Below are 17,416 nucleotides of genomic sequence, written 5' to 3'. Positions count from 1 at the left end.
AAAATCGCCGTAGCAAATCGGTCATTTCCCGAACGATTAGAATTAGGACATAAGAATACCCAGATGCCGGACCAGCCTGAGGGAACCAGCGGGCAGCGTATTGACCATCGTTACCCGTTCTACTTCCGCACCCTGATCTGCTTTGCCGCCGCCGGAACCCTGGTCAACGCGGTCAGCTGGTCCGCGCCCTGGCGTCTGGACAAGCTGATCACGCTGGGCATGGCGGTCACGCTGCTGGTCTATACCGTAGTGGCCTTCCTGATCAGCCGGCGCCAGACCGGTGCCAGCGCCGCGCAAACGCGCCGCGTGCTGTCGTTCTTCGACGCCACCCTGATCGGGGTGGCCATCGCCCTGGCCAACTTCAACCTGCTGCCCTCGCTGCTGTTTGTGACCATGGTGCAGTTCAATGCGCTGACCGAGGGCGGTGGCCGCCGCTGGTTCGAGCACAATACCGGCCTGCTGCTGGGTGTCGGCGGCGGCTACCTGATTCACCAGCCGACGCTGATCGTAAATTCAGACCTGACCATCAGTGCCGCCAGCCTGATCGGCGTCTTTACCTATTTCTGCGCCTACGCCTTTTATACCCACAAACAGATCGCCACGCTCAAGAAGGCCCATCGCGACCTGAGCCAGGAGCAGTACACCGGGCGCATGCGCACCTACAAGCTGTCCAAATACCTGCCGCAGCGTCTGTGGCGGGCAGTGACCAACGGGCGCGAGAACGAGCTGGCCACCGAGCGCAAACTACTCACGGTGTTCTTCTCCGATATCAAGGATTTCAGCCAGCTGACCGAAGAGCTGGAAGCGGAGACCTTCACCCAGCTGCTCAACAGTTACCTGTCGGAAATGGCGCGCATCGCCGGCCAGTACGGCGGCACCATCGACAAATTCATCGGCGATGCGGTGATGGTGGTGTTCGGCGACGACGACAGCAAGGGCCCCAAGTCGGACGCGCTGCGTTGTGTGGCGATGGCGCTGGCCATGCGCAAGCGCGTGCGGGAAATGAAGCAGGAGTGGTACAACAAGGGCATTGCCCGCCCGCTGCAGGTGCGCATGGGCATCAACACCGGCTACTGCACCGTGGGCATTTTCGGCACCGCCAACTACCAGTCTTACACGGTCATGGGCACCCACGTGAATCTTGCCGCACGCCTCGAGGGCGCGGCGCAACCGGGTGAGATCCTGATCAGCCACGAGACCTGGGCACTGATCAAGCATTCAGTCATGTGCCGCGACAAGGGCCACGTCACCGTAAAAGGCTTCAGTACCCCGGTGAAGGTCTACCAGGTTACCGACCTGCGCAAGAATCTCGGCGGCCAGCAGGGCTACCTGGAAGACCACGCGCCCGGCTTCTCCATGCACCTGGATCTGGACAAGGTGCGCAACTACGACAAGGACCGGGTACTGCAGGCGCTGGAAAAAGCGGCCAAGACACTGAAAGGCAAGGTCATCATGTAGCGCCGGCTCGCGGCCAGCTGCTGCTTGACTTTCTTACCCAGCTACTCCGCTTCCAGAAAGTTTGTTTATCAGCGTGTAGTACCGCTCGACAATCTTCTGCTGTACCGGCCGGCTCGGCATCTGCGGGAATCACCATTGCCGGCGCCGCTTGCATCCGGCCGGTGCGCAACGGCCCCAACCATTCGACACCATTCCTATATTCCGTATCTAGCTGCCGGTGACAATCACAGCGCACGGTATCCGGCTGTCGCAGCGAAACTATCTGACCGCAACCGCCAGACCAAACTGGCACATGTATAGATTGGATAAACAATGGGGTATCCAGCGCCGCTGGTTTCACCGCCGCGCTGCATATCGAAACCTGAAGTGGTGGGCTGCTGACACTGTGCAACAGCAGCTACTGACTCCCAATAATTCAGGAGATCAGTAGCCAGGATCTGCGCGAGCCTGGCCACCTGAATGGTAGACAGGCTCGCGACTATAGCGGGTTCGAGGAACTACTGCAGGCTGAGGTTTACGGTTTCGCTGTAACTGTAATGACCATCAGCATCAACGACGTAGTAGCGGAAGCTGTCGCTGCCCGTTGCAGCTGCATTGGCCGGACTGTAGGAAAACGCCCCCGTCGTCTTGTCAATGCTCACTTGGCCGATAGAAGGCGGGGTATCGAGTCGGAAGCGGATACCGTTTCCGCCCGGCAGTACTCCAGACAGAGTGCCACTGCCCTGGCTTGCAACGCCGATGCCCAGATCGCTTATCACCGCATCACCATACAGGCTGCCGTCGTGGCCATTGCCCGTCATGTCTTTTGCCGTACCGTCCTCGGCACCTTCGAAAGTGTAATAGGCAACCAGGCCGTCGGTAGAAGCATCGAGTCTCTTGTGCATATTGGCAGCAATTTCCGTCTGGCTGACGGCCTTGTCCCAAACGCGGACCTCGTCGATTTCACCCAGCCAGGGGGCGTTTGTAACGGTACTCCAGGTTCCAATGCGCATGACCGTGCCGGAATTCACGCTGCCAATGCCGGATAGCGATACAGACTTCACCTCCTCACCATTGACATACAGGCGGGCCGTATCGGTTACACGATCCACTGTTACCGCAATGTGGTTCCAGGTATCGAGCGTCAGGGGAGTGTCACTGGCCAGCCCCTTGCTGTTGGTGCCATCGCCCAGCAAAAATGAGGCTTTGAGGATGTCGTTGTCGTTACCCAGGCGCAACACCCAGCCGGCATCGGTTCCCGTACCCAGCTTTTTACTGACGATGTTGCGGTAGTCTCCTGCACTGTTGGCATCCGCATACACCCAGGACTCAACCGTGAAACTCCCGTTACCAAATTCAAGATCGCTACTGTCGGATACTTCGGCGTAGTCCCCATCGCCATCCAGGCTCAAGCCCTTTTCTGTGCTGAAGGTATACACCGGCGCGTTGTAGAGGTCCCCGGCAAAATTCCCGGTGACATCGGCCAGGCTATTGCTGTCTCCATCGTCGTAATTGAAATACAGCAGCAGGTTGGCTTCATCGGCGGAAACGCTCAACGCCATATCCCGCTGTATCTCCGCCTGGTCGCGCGCCGCGGTCCAGACTCGGGTTTCGTCCAGGGCACCGGCGAAATAACTTCCAGAGAGATTTTTATTGACGCCCAGTACCAGGTCGCCAAAGGAGCTTCCCGCACTGCGCACGTCCTCGGCTTCCAGTTCGCCATCGAGGTACAGGCGCACGGTGGAGGTGGCCTGATCGAAACTCACTGCCGCGTGGTGCCAGGTATCCGCCTCGAGTACCGTGGCCCCATTGAGCAGGGTGCCTCCCATCCGGGTAAATACCGTGCCATCGCTCTGGATGCCAAGCAGCGTACGCCCGGAACCCGATAGGTCGAGCTGCTGCACCAGCCGCTGCTCGTTACTCGAAAGCGAATCCATTTTCAGCCAGGTCTCGACGGTAAAAGAGGTGTAGGCCGGGTTGAAGAGACTGTTCATCGGCACACGCGCATATTGACCGGCGCCATCCAGGAGTAACGCTTTGTAGAAGCCGGCACTGACGGCGGGGCTGATTTCACCTTCGACCAGCGCCCAGTCCGAACACACCTGGCTGCCGCTGTCGATACCATCGGCGGGGGTGACGCAGAATTGCAGATAATTCCCGGCGTAATTACTGCTCGGGGTAAAGCTGGTTGCATTTGCACCGCCGATGGGCGTACTACCGGCCCCATTCGCATCCACAGCCAGTTGCCATTGAACGCTGCTGCCACTCTCCGAGTCGCCGTCAGTGTCGCTATAGAGGTAAGTGCCGGCCAGCGCCTCGCCCTGGCGCACCCTGCCAGATACTTTCACGTCAGTCGCCGTCGGTGGAGTGTTGAGAACTGGGGCACAGGCGGTACCAGTGCCATCGCAGAGATCGAAGGACAGTTTCTCGGTATAGGTAATGCCGGACAGAGAATAGCTGAACACCTTGCTCAGCCAGTCGCCGCTGCCATTGACATCGGCGAGGTCAATACTGAACTCGGTATCCACCATTGGCCCCACTTTGGCATATTCGTAGTAGATTCCACCCTTTCCAAACTTGTAGTCTTGGAAATTGGTGCACTGCGCCTCCTGCAGGTTGTAGTGCACTTCAGCGGTCTTGAATGGCACCCGCAGCATGGCGTTGAAGTCCGTGGCATTGGTGAACACCGGATTCAAGCTCACGTCCAGCGAGGCATCGATCACGCCGTCGCCATTGCTATCATTACTGTTATCCGGCGTCAGGACCAGGCCTTCACGGGGATCAAAACTGTAGCTGGTACCGTCTTCAAGCGTGAGCACGGCCACGGGGCTCAGCTCTACCGAGAAATTCTGGTACAGATCTGCGGTCGCCCAGAGGTAGGAGTCAAACAAGCTATAGCCCAATTTATAGTAGAGGTCTTCACCTTCCGGCTCAAACACACCGTCTTTGCATCCCTCTTTCTCCCCATTGAGCGACAGGGCATTGGAAAGCCAATTATCGGGCGCTAAGACCTGCTCGTTCACCCAGGCAGGGCGCGCTATTTCAGCCTCCAGGCGCAAGGCATTGTCCGCACTCTGCTGGCTCGTGGCACTAACAGACCCGGTAGATTCCACGCTGTAGGGCTGGGAAATACGGTCGCCGGAAATATGTCCCTTGTAGGTGTCGATACTGGAGCTGATTACATCCGGCACTTCCGTTGTCAGCCGGAAATCATAATCCGTCAGGGTTTCGGTGGCTTCGGCTTTGAAGGAGGGGGAGGTAACGGTAAATCCGGCACCGTCGGCAAAGGCAAGCGAAGTCGTCAGCTCCACTCTCCCGCCGGGCTGGATCTCGTCCGGATAGCTCACACTAAGCTGAACCGGCAGGTTCGCCTCTACCGTCCCCCCGGTTACCTGCAGAGACGTTTCCAGCGAAAAGACACCTGCCATGGAAAGGTCCATTAACGAGGTGTCGATTGGCAACCCGGGAATATCGGCAAAGTTCAGCGAGTGTTTCATGCCGACCGTCGTACTTTCTCCAAGCGCGGGTAGCAGTGAGTTCCAGTCGGCCCAGATACTGCCGCCACCACTCGCATCCATCGGCATATTTCGGGTGATGGTGCTGAGATTATTGACATCGATGGTGACAAGCCCCTGCGCAGTGAGACCGTAGGAATCAGTCACCTCCACCGTCAGGCCATAGCTGGCGCCGCTCTCGTAATCCAGCTGGTGAACGCTGTCGGCAAGGCTCAGCTCACCGCTGGTACTGTCGATACTGAAATAACCCGCCTCATTACCCGCGACAATCGCATAGGTGACAGTATCGCCAATATCACTGGCATCAGCACTGACGTTACCCAGCGCTGTGCCGCCAGTGCTGTATTCATCCACGCTAAACGCCTGGTCGCCAATACTGGGGGCGGCATTGATGGAAATTGACAGGCCGTGCTGCAACCACAATTGGGCGCTGCCCGCGGTATAGACATCAAATACAATGCCGTCGAGCGTTTCCGTGGTATTGCTGAGTTGCCACTGCTGGCTGGTGGAGTAGACGCTATCGTCGAGATCGCCCTTGACAATAATGCGATTGCCCCCGCTTACACTCTTGTTGAAGCTGAGCGTATTGGCGCCGCTGCCGGTGATATCGAATACTTCGATGCTGCGCACGCGCTGCGCCGCGGCAGCCAGGTTCACGAACAGGCCGGCGCCATCGAATTTCAGCGTATCGGTTCCGCGTCCGCCGTCGATACGGACAAATTTATCGTCGGAGATAATGATCGTATCGTCACCGGGCCCCCCGTACAGCACATCTTCGCCACCGGCGCCCTGCAGAATGTCATTGCCCTGGCCACCGGCAAGCGCGTCGGCAAAATCCGCGGTTCCTGTTAGACTATCGTCGCCGGCGGAGCCCCACTGGGTAACCTTGGCGCCCTTGCCCAACATGACATAGAGGGTGCCAGAATCAGTAATGCCATCGGCATCCGCTTCGGGAGCGCCGAACAACATATCGGCAATACCGTCACCATTGATATCTCCCGCGCTGGCAACCCAGTGCCCGACGCCATCGCCACCATTACCCGAGGTATAAAATCCGCCGTTGTCGTTGACCACGTCACTGAGATAAACAGCTCCGGTATCGCTCTTGCCATAGACCACGTAGAGGCGCCCGTTGCCGGAATCGGCATAGGGGTCACCGATAATAATATCGCCGTAGCCGTCGCCGTTAATATCACCGCTGCCGCCGATCGCCCCAAAGACCACATCATCCGTATTAAGCGTGACACCCGAGGCGTCGTTGTGAATCACAAAACCGCCATGACCTGCGGCGATCTCGGCCAGGTCGATATCCTGTTGCGTCGAGGTACCGAATACAATGTAGGCACGCGGGTACTGCCAACCGTTGCAACAGCCGGTGTCGGCTGCCAGCAGGGCGATATCATCCAGGCCATCGCCGTTGACGTCGCCCAGCGCGGCCGTCGTGAAGCCGGGAAGCGCGTTATGTCGATTCTGTGAAGTTACCCCGTAATGGCCATCTTCCGGCAAGATCGACAGGCCATAGCCGCTGCTGGAAATGGTGTCGTACTCGATGGCACCAGTGTGCGGATACCCGAACAGGAGACGATTGGTCCCCTCGTTGTCACCCAGCAGGCCACGATTGACGATAAAGTCCTGCAGGCCATCGGAATTGAAGTCCCCCACCGGCAGCACCTGAGCGCCGAATTGCCAGCCATAGGTGTTGGTTTTACCGGTTTTTGAGACAACAAATCCCCCCGCATAGGAGCCATCGACTATGTCCGCCACACGCACCGCGGCACTATCCGCCTTGCCATATACGACATAGACAAGACTCTCGTCTTTCTGTCGGTTCAGATTTAAGAAATAGGTGGCGTCGTTGCTTTGCCGGAAGACTTCCCCCAGCGCCACATCGGCCAGGCCATCGCCATTCACATCGCCAACGGTGATGGTTCCACCAAGGTGGTCGCGGTAGCCACTGCCGTAAACGACAAAGCCCCCGTTGCCGACCTCCGTCGCAATACTCGACAGCTCCACCGGCGCAGTGTCCGCCTTGCCGAATACCACAAAAGCGAGCCCTTCCTGATCGCCTGTGGGTGTGGCGTAAGGCGCTCCGACCACCACGTCGTCCAGGCCATCGCCGTTAATATCACCGCCACCGCCGACGGCGAAACCGGTCCGGTCACCGGCACTTTGGCCATTGATCGCAAAGCCACCGCTTCCGGAGGCAACGGTGTCGAGATCCGCCAATACACCATTGGCATTGCCGAACAATACGTAGGCGCGGCCGGCATCTTCGCCGTTGGTGTCGTCCTGGGGTGCGCCGACAATCACATCGTCGAAACCATCACCATTGACGTCCCCGGCAGAGGCGACATTCCAGCCGGTCCAGTCGCCGGTGGCAACGCCATGGAGGGCGCTGGCATCGGAATTCAGAGAATCGGCCACGTTGTTAATACTTACCGTAACCGTTTGCGTACCGATATTGCCGTTACCATCGCTTACCTGGATGGTGATGGTGTATTCGGTAATACCGCTTTCATAATCCAGCTGGCTGCTGTCGGCAACCGTGATCTCGCCCGTGTCTGGGTCTATCGCAAACGCACCGCTATCATTACCGGCCGAGATGGCATAACTGTAGTTCTCGATACCGATGGTCCAGCTACCTGCTTCGAAGACAAAATATTGCAAATCAAACTTGCCGTGCTTTGCCCAGGCCCGGTATTCCGCGATATCGTGCAGGTAACCGCTGAAACTATCGCTATTGATCGCGGTAAAACGAAATACCGCATCGTAAACCTCCTCGTCGATACCCACCGGCTGGACAAATACCACTGGATTCTCATAGGACCGCAGGAGACCGACCGTGCCGGCATGGTCTCTATCCCTGTCGGAAAAGGTCAGGGAACCCACTTCTCCGATCGCATTGCCATTGACATCGTGGAGGACGCCGTTGCCCTGCAGCATCATCATACTGACGGCTTCGGCGGTATGCCCCCCGTCGTCGAGCGCGTCCATATAGACGTCGGCCAGGCTATTCGCAATCTGCTTTATGCCGACCCCTGTCTGATCGGTACCATGGCTGGTTGCGACAGTGGCGAGCAGGTGCGGTGCCTCGTCGAAGGGGCCGGTAAAGTTCACGGTTTGCGTCGCGGCTGTGACAACGCTACCGGTCTGCGCAACTTCAAACGGAATGCCACCCCAGCGGCCCTGGGTCGAGTTGGCAAAAGCCATCCAACCCACGGTTTCCGCTCCCCCGACGCTGTCAATCGAGGTGGTCGCGTAATCTGACGTCTGCAAATCCGTCTCCAGGATGGCATCGAAACCCGTCGACGAGGTATTTTTCTGGCGCGGACGGAACAGGATTTCATAACCCCTCTTCGAGACCTTCCCGGTATAGGCATCGGTATGAGTTGAGTAGATAACCGGATAGTCACCGTAACTCTGGATCTGGCTCAGAACAATTGGCGAAGTACTGAAGGGGCTACTGAAACTGATCGGCTCATAGTCCTCACCCCGGGTACTCCAATTGCCGATACTCTGCGCCCCCACTTCCAGCTGCATGGTAGACGTAAAGGTGCCGTTGGAAGCAGAAACCTGGCCTATCACCATACCGCGGGCCGTATTTTCATCAATGGCGATATTTTCGGATTCGATGCTTGGCGCCGCTTGAGTCTGGGCACACACCCCGAGCGACAGCGCAAAGGCCAACCCCACCAATCTATTCACGGTTATCTCCCCTATGGTTATCTGGCTATTAGTATTCATTTTTTAAAAACAGTGATTCCCTCGCATATCAGCCCAAGCCTAACGGACAAATGTGGGGGAAATTTGAGGGTAATGCGCAAACAATACGCAGCGGCGTAGTCCGCTCTACTTTAGGCGCGAAAAGATCTGCAGCGCTCCAACCAGTGGGGCACCTGAATCCCTGTTGATCTGAAAATTCCGGAAAACCAATTTTTAGTCCCTTTCCGGGCACACCACCGTACTTCTACAATCAATGCGTCGGCGAGCTGCTGAAGCTGTGCAGCACCAGTTCCTCCGTATCCAGATTCAGGAAGCAGCTGGCCTGGATGTGTACGCCGTTGCGCTTGCAGGGACGCTGATCGTGATCGCAGAGGGAGACCATTACCAGATTGACGCCCGGTTTGAATAAACCCTCGGACAAGTGCTGGTAGGCGCCATAGAGCCGCCGAACTTTTTTGCCGTTGATATACAGGTTTCCCTGCCCCGTGGGCCGCCGCCCTTTCACTGCCAGTTCCGGCGGCCCCAGGTGAAAGTCCTTCACGAGGATGTAGAGGTTCAGGCCCGACACCTGATCGCGGTGCAGGCTCAGGGAAATCTCCGGTACCGGGATGCTCGCGGGGAATTTGAGCTCTGCAACATTTGTCATCATCATTTTCCGTCAATTTTCCAATCCGGGACCAAGTAGCGCTCAAGTGCCCGCCGGCCAATCCCGGCAACAACAGGAAGTTACGAAAAACCAATAGCAATCCCCTCAAACCTGAACGAATTTGAGGGGATTCAATACAGCATGGCGAATTCGATACCTGGACTCCACGGCGAAACTCACCGCGAATCAAGCGAATTTCGGGCCCGTCAAGGCGGGGGCGCTTTGTGCGATGAATGTAACAGCACAATTTGAGGAAAAATTGAGGAATTAGAGGAGTCTGCCACTTATCAGTGACCAGTAGCGCGAATACAGTCTCCTTCATCCTGCGCACTTTTTATACAAACATAGTTTTTTACCCGATATTCTCTCCATACCGCTTGAGCCTCTGTCGGGGAACAGGTGAAATAGGCTCCTTTTCCGGCCGACCGATCTACCATGCTCAAGAAAATTTCGCACAAGCTGCTCGCCACCTTTCTCGCCGTATGCCTGGTTACCGCCGCGGTCATCTATACCAGTGGTTACTTTGCGGTGCGCTCTGGTCTGGGGGGCATCAGCGAACAGCTGCATCGAAACCATCTGGGGGATATCGCCACTCGAGTCGGCAAGCTCTATGAAGAACGCGGCGGCTGGGCGCCGCTGCTCGCCAACGACCTTTGGCTGCGCAGTCTCTTCCCTGCCATCGGGCAGAGGCCAGCGCCCCCTCCGTCGGGGTTCGACCCCGGCCAGTCCCCTCCCCCCTTCCCCAATGTACGCCTGCTCAATGCCGACAAACGCGTCCTGAATGCAGGCGGCCCCTTTCCCCCGGGAACGCATTTTCCGATGGTACCGGTGCGCGCCCATGGTGAGGTGGTGGGGTATCTCGGCTTCCCGGCCGGCAGGGATATAGACAAAGCGGTAAATACCGGATTTGCCGACGCGGCACTACGGACTATGCTCGCCGGCGCGGTGATCGCGATCCTCCTCGCACTGACCGTTTCGCTGTTGCTGGCGCGGCGGCTGCTGAGGCCGATACACCACCTGTCGGCAAAGGTACACAAACTCGCCGGCGGGGATTTCGGTCAGAGAGCGCGGATCTACGGCGACGATGAGCTGGCAATACTGGCGGAAGACATCAACTTCCTGGCCAACGCGCTGGAGCAGAACCAGGAGGCCCGCCAGCGCTGGATCAACGATATGGCCCACGAGCTGCGCACACCCCTGACAGTGCTGAGCGCCGAAGTCGAATCGGCACAGTATGGTATCCAGGGTTCATCCGAAAATATGCTGGAATCCATGGGCGAGGAAATCACCCAGCTGAACACCCTGATCAACGACTTGCGCACGCTGGCGCAATCGGATCTGGGTGGCCTGACTTTCCAGCGCGAACGCATACCCGCTCTGCATTTCTTTGATACTTACGCACAAAAAGCCGCGGCGAAGCTGCAGTCCCATGGCCTGCGCCTGGAAACAGATGTGGAGATTGGGAAAGAGCTCAGCCTGTACGCGGACCGGGGCAGGCTCAAGCAGGTGCTGGATAACCTTCTGCAGAACAGTCAGCGCTACACCGATGGCGGCGGCAAGGTACGCATATCCGTGTATAAAGAGAAGCGCGAACTGGTGCTGTGCTGGCAGGACAGCGCTCCGGGGGTACCGGCGGCGAGCCTGTCGAAACTGTTCGAGCGCCTCTACCGGGTGGAGGAATCCCGCAATCGTGCCACCGGTGGCTCGGGCCTGGGTCTGTCAATCTGCAAGAGCATTGTCGAGGCACAAAATGGGGTAATCCAGGCCAGCCACGGCGAACTCGGCGGCCTCGCAATCACCTGCCGACTGCCGTTGACGGCCTGACAAGATAGGGGAGACAAGTATGCAAGGCGCACAGCTGCTGATCGTCGAGGACGAGACCAAGGTAGCCCGGCTGTTAAAAAATTTTCTGCAGGCACAGGGCCACCAGTGCACTCTGCTGGATCGCGGCGACCTGGTGCAGGATTGGCTGGAAAGGCATCACGCCGATGTAATCCTGCTGGACGTGATGCTGCCGGGCATGGATGGCATGGCCGTTTGCCGCGCCGTGCGTGAGCACTCTACGGTGCCGATCATCATGCTCACTGCGCGGGTCGAGGAGGTTGATCAATTGCTGGGGCTGGAGCTGGGCGCGGACGACTATATTTGCAAGCCGTTCAACCTGAAAAACGTGGCCGCGCGGGTAGCGGCACTGCTGCGACGGGTACATTTTGAGTCCGGCCAGGAGGAAAAGGAATCCGAGGTAGAACTGCCGGAAAACGACAACCGCCTGTTGCTGAAGGGCCAGCCGGTAGAACTGACCGCGACCGAATACCGCATATTGCGCCCGCTTTACGACAACAAGGGCCGCATCTACACCCGCTCACAGCTGCTGGATCTGGCCTACGCCAACGATCGCGCAGTCACCGAGCGCTCCATCGACACCCATATCAAATCCATCCGCAAGAAAATCGCCAGCGTGGTGCCGGAGATGGAATTGATTCATTCCATTTATGCAATGGGATACAAGTGGGAGAACTGAAACACCGCCGCGGGAAACCGGGTGCTCAGTCCAGTTCCAGGAACTGCACCACACGACCCTCCAGCCACGGATAAAACGGGTTCCAGCGCAGCCGCAGCTGGGTCGAGGCGCTGATCTGCAGTGCGCCGCGCTCGCCGCGCCAGGCGAGATTGCCGAGCTGTATTCCTGGCCCCGGCCCCGGCGGGAAACCGCCATACACCGGGTCATCCGGCGCGAACGGCAGCGCCACGTGAGACAGGGAATAGATCCCCGGCGGCCAGCTCAAGCCGAGCGGTGTGCGGGTCGCGAACTTCTGGTTCGGGGGCCAGTGCACGGCGGTCACTGCAAGTGACTGACTGTCGACGTTGGTGACCAGGGTCAGGGCATAGTCGCGGGGATCCGCCTGCCGCAGGGCCTCGAGCATCGCGTCGGGACTCCACTTGAGCAACGGTTCCACCCCTGCCTGGCGATTGAAATCAAACAGCACCAGTTCGTGGCCACCCGGCGGCAGCCGGTTGAACAGCTGTGTAACCACGGCCGGCGCCTCCACCGTAGCGTCGATCACCGATGAAAATGACAGAATCGGCGGCATCCGGCCCAGCTTGCCCGCGGCTGCGTCGCGGCGCAGGCAGTGCTGGATCTCACGGGTGAAGCGGTACGACAATGCGGCCGCATTGATGGCGAAAGAACCGTATTTAAACGGCTCGTATTCCAGGTGCACGGCATTCCACTCGAGCTTCTTCAGCCCCGGCAGGTGGCTCAGGCGCGCCTGCCACACCGCGAGCTCGGCCGCCGCGGAGATGCCGATTTCCGGCGACAGCAATACCAGGTGCGCAACCTCTGGTAGCGCGGGATCGTCGATGGTGGCGAGCGCATAATGCACCGCCAGCGCCGCGCCGTTGGAGTAACCGACGATATCGATCGGCCGCCCCGCACCAATTTTCTGCAGGTGGCGCATCGCCAGTTGCACGGCAGCGGCCATATCCTGCCAGGTCACCGTCACCAGCCCCGACGGCGCGGTACCGTGGCCGGGAATACGCAGCCCCAGCACCGTGGCCCCGGCACGATGCAATCGCAGCGCCAGGTGTCGAAGGCTGTAAGGCGCATCCGTCAAACCGTGCAGCAACAACACCAGGCGGCGGGGATTTTCCGCTTGCAGCAGGAAACTGCGATTCCAGTTGGTGGGCCAGCGCGCGGGATCGGCGAGACTGTCGCGCCGGTAGCGGTTGATCGTATCGGGGTCGGCGGGCCGGGTGTGGCTGTAAACCCGTTCGTCGAGCTGGGCGAACAGTCGGTCTTCCAGCGCCTGGTATTCCTCGAACGTCTGCACCGGAGAGTCTTTGGTGTATTCGGCGTCCAGCACTGCCGTGTGCCAGATCTGCAGATCGGGCAGGCGCTGGAGATAGACGGCCAGGCCGACACACAGGGTCAACAGTATTCCGACAACGCATATCGCAACGAAGCGGATCAGCCGTCGTACCCACATCGGAGCGCGGCGCTATACCGGCCCGGACAGCCGCAACGAACTAGGAAGCGCGCACCGGCCTGGCCCCGGCCGTAATGGTCATACCGATAAAGATCAGTTTTACGCCGAACAGGATACCCAGCACCCAGTTGCCGGAGAACGGGAACTGGGTCCACAGAATAATCCCCAGCAGGATGGAGATAATTCCGCTCAGTGTCAGCCACATTTTTCCGCTTTCCGGCACCGCGCGAATCCCGGCAATCAGCTCTACGACACCGTCAATGATGAAGTAGAGCGCCAGCAGCATCGTCAGCGTACGAGCCAGAATCAAGGGATGGCTGAGCATCAGGATTGCCGCCACGATGGTCAGCAACCCCAGCACAATGCCGACCATCCCCTTGCCGAAGCTGCCGGATCGGAATGCCCAGATCAGGCGGAAAATACCGCCGATCAGTACCAGCACCCCCACTGCCATGATGATCGAAAGGCCGGCGAAGCCCGGCGCTACCAGCGCCAGCCCGCCGAGGATGATCGTCAGGATACCGAGCGTGGTCATCGCTTTGCCGCCGAAACCCGCGTCTCGCATAGATACCTCCCGCTTACGCAGAATCCACAAACGCCATAATCTTTAAAGATTATAGTGGCGGCCGCCAAACGGAAGTGGAAACCGGGGCGCGCCGCCCCGGCAGGAGACTGCGCGGGAGCGATTACTGGCGCGCGAACCTCGGCGGCGGCGCAGCCGCCTCTTCCGTGCTGCGCAGCGGATTGATATCCAGCCCACCGCGGCGCGTATAGCGCGCGCTGACCGTGAGCGATTCAAACCCGGCCAGTTGCTGCAGATCGCAGAAGATGCGCTCGACGCAGTGTTCGTGGAAATCCTGGTGCTCGCGAAAGGAGACGATATAGGCCAGCAGGGCCTCGCGATCGAGGGCCGGGCCGGTATAGGTGACACAGACAGTGGCCCAGTCCGGCTGGCCGGTGACCGGGCAGTTACTGCGCAGCAGATGACTGTACAGGGTTTCGCTGACGGTCGCGGCGCCGTCGGCGAGCTTGAGTAATGCGCTATCCGGTTGATACTGGCGGGTTTCGATATCGAGCTGGTCGAGACACACGCCGGCGGGCTTCGCCACGTCCAGCACCGGATCCTCCACCGGGTAAAGCTCCACCGCCACCGGTGCGCCGGCGGCGGCGCCCAGATCCCGCGCCAGGATTTCACGCACGACCGGCCAGGAATCGAACTGGGTCTGGTTGAGGGAATTCAGGTACAGCTTGAAGGACTTGGACTCCACCATGTGCGGGCTGCTGGCGGGAAAACCGAAGCGCGCCACCGCCACCTGCGGCAGGCCCTTCGGGTTCAGCCACGACAGCTCGAAGCCCCACCAGTCGTCGCGACCGAAAAACGGCTGCGTATCGCCACTGATCCCCAGATGCGCGCGGGATACGGCGCGCGGAATCGGGTGCAGCAGCTGCGGGTTGTAAGCCGATTCGTAACGGGTTTCCTTGCCCAGCGGCAGGTTCTGCCAATCTTCGCGGTTCATCAGATTTTTACACTCGACAATGAACGATTACCTTTCGGGCCTTGGCAGTCACCAGGCCCCTGCAGAAGCGCAAACGCAGTTTAGTGGCGCAGGCGCTTGCCGTGGCGCATCAGGTGCAGGCCCCAGGCAGACAGCAACGCGATAAATACCAGCACGCCGCAGAAGGCCCAGATCACATTGATATCGGACACGCCGAGCACGCCATAGCGGAAGGCGTTCACCATATACAGGATAGGGTTCAGTTTCGACAGACCCTGCCAGAACGGCGACAGCAGCTGAATGGAATAGAAAACCCCACCCAGGTAGGTCAGCGGCGTCAGTACGAACGTCGGAATGATCGAGATATCGTCAAAGCTGTTGGCAAAGATCGCGTTGATAAACCCGGCCAGCGAGAACAGCACCGACGTCATGAACACGATGGCGATGGTGATGCCGATATGCTGCACCTGCAGGTGGGTAAAGAACAGCGCAATCAGGGTGACGACAAACCCCACGATCAGGCCGCGGGACACGCCGCCCAAGACGTAGCCGGCCATGATCACCCAGTTGGGTGTCGGGGAGACCAGCAGTTCTTCCACACTGCGCTGGAACTTGGCGCTGTAGAAGGACGACACCACGTTGGAGTAGGAGTTGGTAATCACCGACATCATGATCAGGCCCGGCACGACGAATTCCATATAGGAAAAGCCGCCCATATCACCGATACGGCTGCCAATCAGGGCACCGAAGATAACGAAATACAGCGACATGGTTATCACGGGCGGCACCAGCGTCTGCGGCCAGATCCGGGTAAAACGGCGTACTTCGCGGCGCAGAATGGTACTGAAGGAAGTCCAGATGGCGTTGCTGTTCATTGTTCTTCCTCCTGCTTCTGCTCCGCCAGCAGGGAGACGAACAGCTCCTCCAGCCGGTTGGCGCGATTGCGCATACTCACAATGGAAATACCCTGCTCGCCCAGGCGGTTGAACAGTTCATTCAGGGACTGGCCCTTCTCCACCGTCACCTCGAGACTGTGCTCATCCAGCTGGCGGCCACTGAAGTTGCCGAAATCCGGCGCGCCATCGAGGGTATCCGCGGTATCGAGAATAAAGGTTTCGCGACTCAGGGTTTTGAGCAGTGACTTGATCGAGGTGTTCTCGACAATATCGCCCTTATCGATGATGGCGATATTGCGGCACAGGCTCTCCGCTTCTTCCAGGTAGTGGGTGGTCAGGATAATGGTGGTGCCCTTTGCGTTGATCTCCTGCAGGAAGGTCCACATGGAGCGGCGCAGTTCGATATCCACGCCCGCTGTGGGCTCATCCAGGATCAGCAGCTGGGGTTCGTGAATCAGCGCGCGCGCAATCATCAGCCGGCGCTTCATACCGCCGGACAGCATACGCGCCTGGGTGCTGCGCTTGTCCCACAGGCCCAGCTGCTTCAGGTATTTCTCGGTGCGCTCCTCGGCGAGCGCGCGCGGCATGCCATAGAAACCACCCTGGGTCGCGACGATATCGAACACTTTCTCGAACTGGCTGAAATTGAACTCCTGCGGCACCACACCGAGCAGCTGCTTGGCCTTGGGGAAGTCCTGGTCGATATCGACACCGAAGATAGAGACATTGCCGCCAGTCTTACGCACCAGCGAGCAGATGATGCCGATAGTGGTGGACTTGCCGGCACCATTGGGGCCGAGCAGGGCGAAGAAGTCCCCCGGCTGCACATCGAAGCTGATGCCCTTCAGTGCCTGGAAGCCGTTGTCGTAGGTTTTCTGTAGGTTCTGGATGGAGAGCGCGGCAGTCATTGGACACCTCGAGAAATCGCAGCGAGCGGGTGATGGGTGGTGTCCGCCGGAGCGGAAGAAGCGGAGTGTACTCGCAGTACATGAGCATTCTGAGCACCGCCGGCCACCGCCAGGCGCACGCGCAGCAGATTTATAGGGGTGTCCATTACTGTCTCCTGTTTTGGAAGGCGCTATTCAACGCGCTTGCGCGGTTGATTTCAACCGGCGCGGGACTGGGGGTTCAGATGCTGCGGTGAGCGTCGCGAACCGCCCCCGGCGACCGGGCCGGTATGCGACGTACCTGCCAGTGGGGTAAAAGGTAAAACCCGCGAAAAAAAAAGCCGCTCATTGAGCGGCTTTATTAATTGGAGCGGGAAACCGGGTTCGAACCGGCGACCTCAACCTTGGCAAGGTTGCGCTCTACCAACTGAGCTATTCCCGCCTTTTCAGGCAGACCTGGCAGCACATGCTGCCGGGTCGTATTGGTATCCCCAAGGGGAGTCGAACCCCTGTTACCGCCGTGAAAGGGCGGTGTCCTAGGCCTCTAGACGATGGGGACAGAAAACTTGCACTCGGCTCCGAGGGGCCTAATGCTGCCACACTGAGTGTGGCTTCGCTAGAAAAATTTTTCTAGCTACTCTCTGTAGCTGTCTCCCTACAAAGAGCATGAAATTGGAGCGGGAAACCGGGTTCGAACCGGCGACCTCAACCTTGGCAAGGTTGCGCTCTACCAACTGAGCTATTCCCGCGTGGCGTCCCCTAGGGGAGTCGAACCCCTGTTACCGCCGTGAAAGGGCGGTGTCCTAGGCCTCTAGACGAAGGGGACCCGG

10 protein-coding genes and 4 tRNA genes are annotated in these 17,416 nt (G+C 58.9%); 3 read left to right on the top strand and 11 right to left on the bottom strand.

Features of this window, described 5'->3' with window-relative positions; genetic code table 11:
• Positions 1–63 precede the first annotated feature (63 nt).
• Positions 64–1,458 carry an adenylate/guanylate cyclase domain-containing protein gene (locus ABDK11_RS07085; RefSeq protein ID WP_346839596.1) on the top strand — a complete coding sequence of 465 codons (1,395 nt, stop codon included), beginning with the start codon at positions 64–66 and terminating at the stop codon, positions 1,456–1,458.
• Between the two features lie 497 nt (positions 1,459–1,955).
• Here ABDK11_RS07085 and ABDK11_RS07080 read toward each other — a convergent pair whose 3' ends face one another.
• A complete protein-coding gene (locus tag ABDK11_RS07080; RefSeq protein WP_346839595.1) occupies positions 1,956–8,657 on the bottom strand; it encodes a LamG-like jellyroll fold domain-containing protein in 6,702 nt (2,233 codons plus the stop codon).
• Between the two features lie 268 nt (positions 8,658–8,925).
• Complete coding sequence (locus ABDK11_RS07075) at positions 8,926–9,321, bottom strand: hypothetical protein (protein WP_346839594.1); 396 nt, start codon at positions 9,319–9,321, stop codon at positions 8,926–8,928.
• Between the two features lie 435 nt (positions 9,322–9,756).
• Here ABDK11_RS07075 and ABDK11_RS07070 point away from each other — a divergent pair, with 435 nt between their 5' ends.
• Positions 9,757–11,145 carry an ATP-binding protein gene (locus ABDK11_RS07070; protein WP_346839593.1) on the top strand — a complete coding sequence of 463 codons (1,389 nt, stop codon included), beginning with the start codon at positions 9,757–9,759 and terminating at the stop codon, positions 11,143–11,145.
• A 19-nt stretch (positions 11,146–11,164) separates the two neighbouring features.
• Positions 11,165–11,842, top strand: a complete 678-nt coding sequence (locus ABDK11_RS07065) for a response regulator (protein ID WP_346839592.1) — start codon at positions 11,165–11,167, stop codon at positions 11,840–11,842.
• 25 nt (positions 11,843–11,867) lie between these two features.
• On the opposite strand, the gene ABDK11_RS07060 is transcribed toward ABDK11_RS07065, so the two are convergent.
• The 9 genes from ABDK11_RS07060 to ABDK11_RS07020 all read right to left on the bottom strand — a co-directional run bounded on the left by ABDK11_RS07060 (position 11,868) and on the right by ABDK11_RS07020 (position 17,412).
• Positions 11,868–13,253, bottom strand: a complete 1,386-nt coding sequence (locus ABDK11_RS07060; protein ID WP_346839591.1) for an alpha/beta fold hydrolase — start codon at positions 13,251–13,253, stop codon at positions 11,868–11,870.
• Between the two features lie 94 nt (positions 13,254–13,347).
• Positions 13,348–13,872 carry a DUF308 domain-containing protein gene (locus ABDK11_RS07055; protein ID WP_346839590.1) on the bottom strand — a complete coding sequence of 175 codons (525 nt, stop codon included), beginning with the start codon at positions 13,870–13,872 and terminating at the stop codon, positions 13,348–13,350.
• A 121-nt stretch (positions 13,873–13,993) separates the two neighbouring features.
• Entirely contained in the window at positions 13,994–14,824 is an 831-nt protein-coding gene (queF, locus tag ABDK11_RS07050) for an NADPH-dependent 7-cyano-7-deazaguanine reductase QueF (protein ID WP_346839589.1), read from the bottom strand.
• Between the two features lie 80 nt (positions 14,825–14,904).
• Positions 14,905–15,678, bottom strand: a complete 774-nt coding sequence (locus ABDK11_RS07045) for an ABC transporter permease (protein WP_346839588.1) — start codon at positions 15,676–15,678, stop codon at positions 14,905–14,907.
• Entirely contained in the window at positions 15,675–16,607 is a 933-nt protein-coding gene (locus tag ABDK11_RS07040) for an ABC transporter ATP-binding protein (protein ID WP_346839587.1), read from the bottom strand. Before ABDK11_RS07040 ends, ABDK11_RS07045 begins: the two co-directional genes overlap by 4 nt.
• Before the next feature lie 345 nt (positions 16,608–16,952).
• Positions 16,953–17,028 (bottom strand) — tRNA-Gly (locus ABDK11_RS07035).
• A 41-nt stretch (positions 17,029–17,069) separates the two neighbouring features.
• Positions 17,070–17,145, bottom strand: a tRNA-Glu gene (locus ABDK11_RS07030).
• Positions 17,146–17,259: 114 nt separating this feature from the next.
• Positions 17,260–17,335 (bottom strand) — tRNA-Gly (locus ABDK11_RS07025).
• Between the two features lies 1 nt (position 17,336).
• A tRNA-Glu gene (locus ABDK11_RS07020) sits at positions 17,337–17,412 on the bottom strand.
• Between the last annotated feature and the right edge of the window lie 4 nt (positions 17,413–17,416).

Source organism: Microbulbifer sp. SAOS-129_SWC, from assembly GCF_039696035.1.
Lineage (GTDB): Bacteria > Pseudomonadota > Gammaproteobacteria > Pseudomonadales > Cellvibrionaceae > Microbulbifer.
Note: the sequence above shows the minus strand (reverse complement) of the source record. Positions and strands in the feature narration are given on the sequence as shown.

Coding starts and splice junctions, on each gene's coding strand:
- ABDK11_RS07085 (WP_346839596.1), top strand. CDS start 64: ATGCCGGACCAGCCTGAGGGAACCAGCGGGCAGCGTATTGACCATCGT.
- ABDK11_RS07075 (WP_346839594.1), bottom strand. CDS start 9,321: ATGACAAATGTTGCAGAGCTCAAATTCCCCGCGAGCATCCCGGTACCG.
- ABDK11_RS07070 (WP_346839593.1), top strand. CDS start 9,757: ATGCTCAAGAAAATTTCGCACAAGCTGCTCGCCACCTTTCTCGCCGTA.
- ABDK11_RS07065 (WP_346839592.1), top strand. CDS start 11,165: ATGCAAGGCGCACAGCTGCTGATCGTCGAGGACGAGACCAAGGTAGCC.
- ABDK11_RS07055 (WP_346839590.1), bottom strand. CDS start 13,872: ATGCGAGACGCGGGTTTCGGCGGCAAAGCGATGACCACGCTCGGTATC.
- queF (WP_346839589.1), bottom strand. CDS start 14,824: ATGAACCGCGAAGATTGGCAGAACCTGCCGCTGGGCAAGGAAACCCGT.
- ABDK11_RS07045 (WP_346839588.1), bottom strand. CDS start 15,678: ATGAACAGCAACGCCATCTGGACTTCCTTCAGTACCATTCTGCGCCGC.
- ABDK11_RS07040 (WP_346839587.1), bottom strand. CDS start 16,607: ATGACTGCCGCGCTCTCCATCCAGAACCTACAGAAAACCTACGACAAC.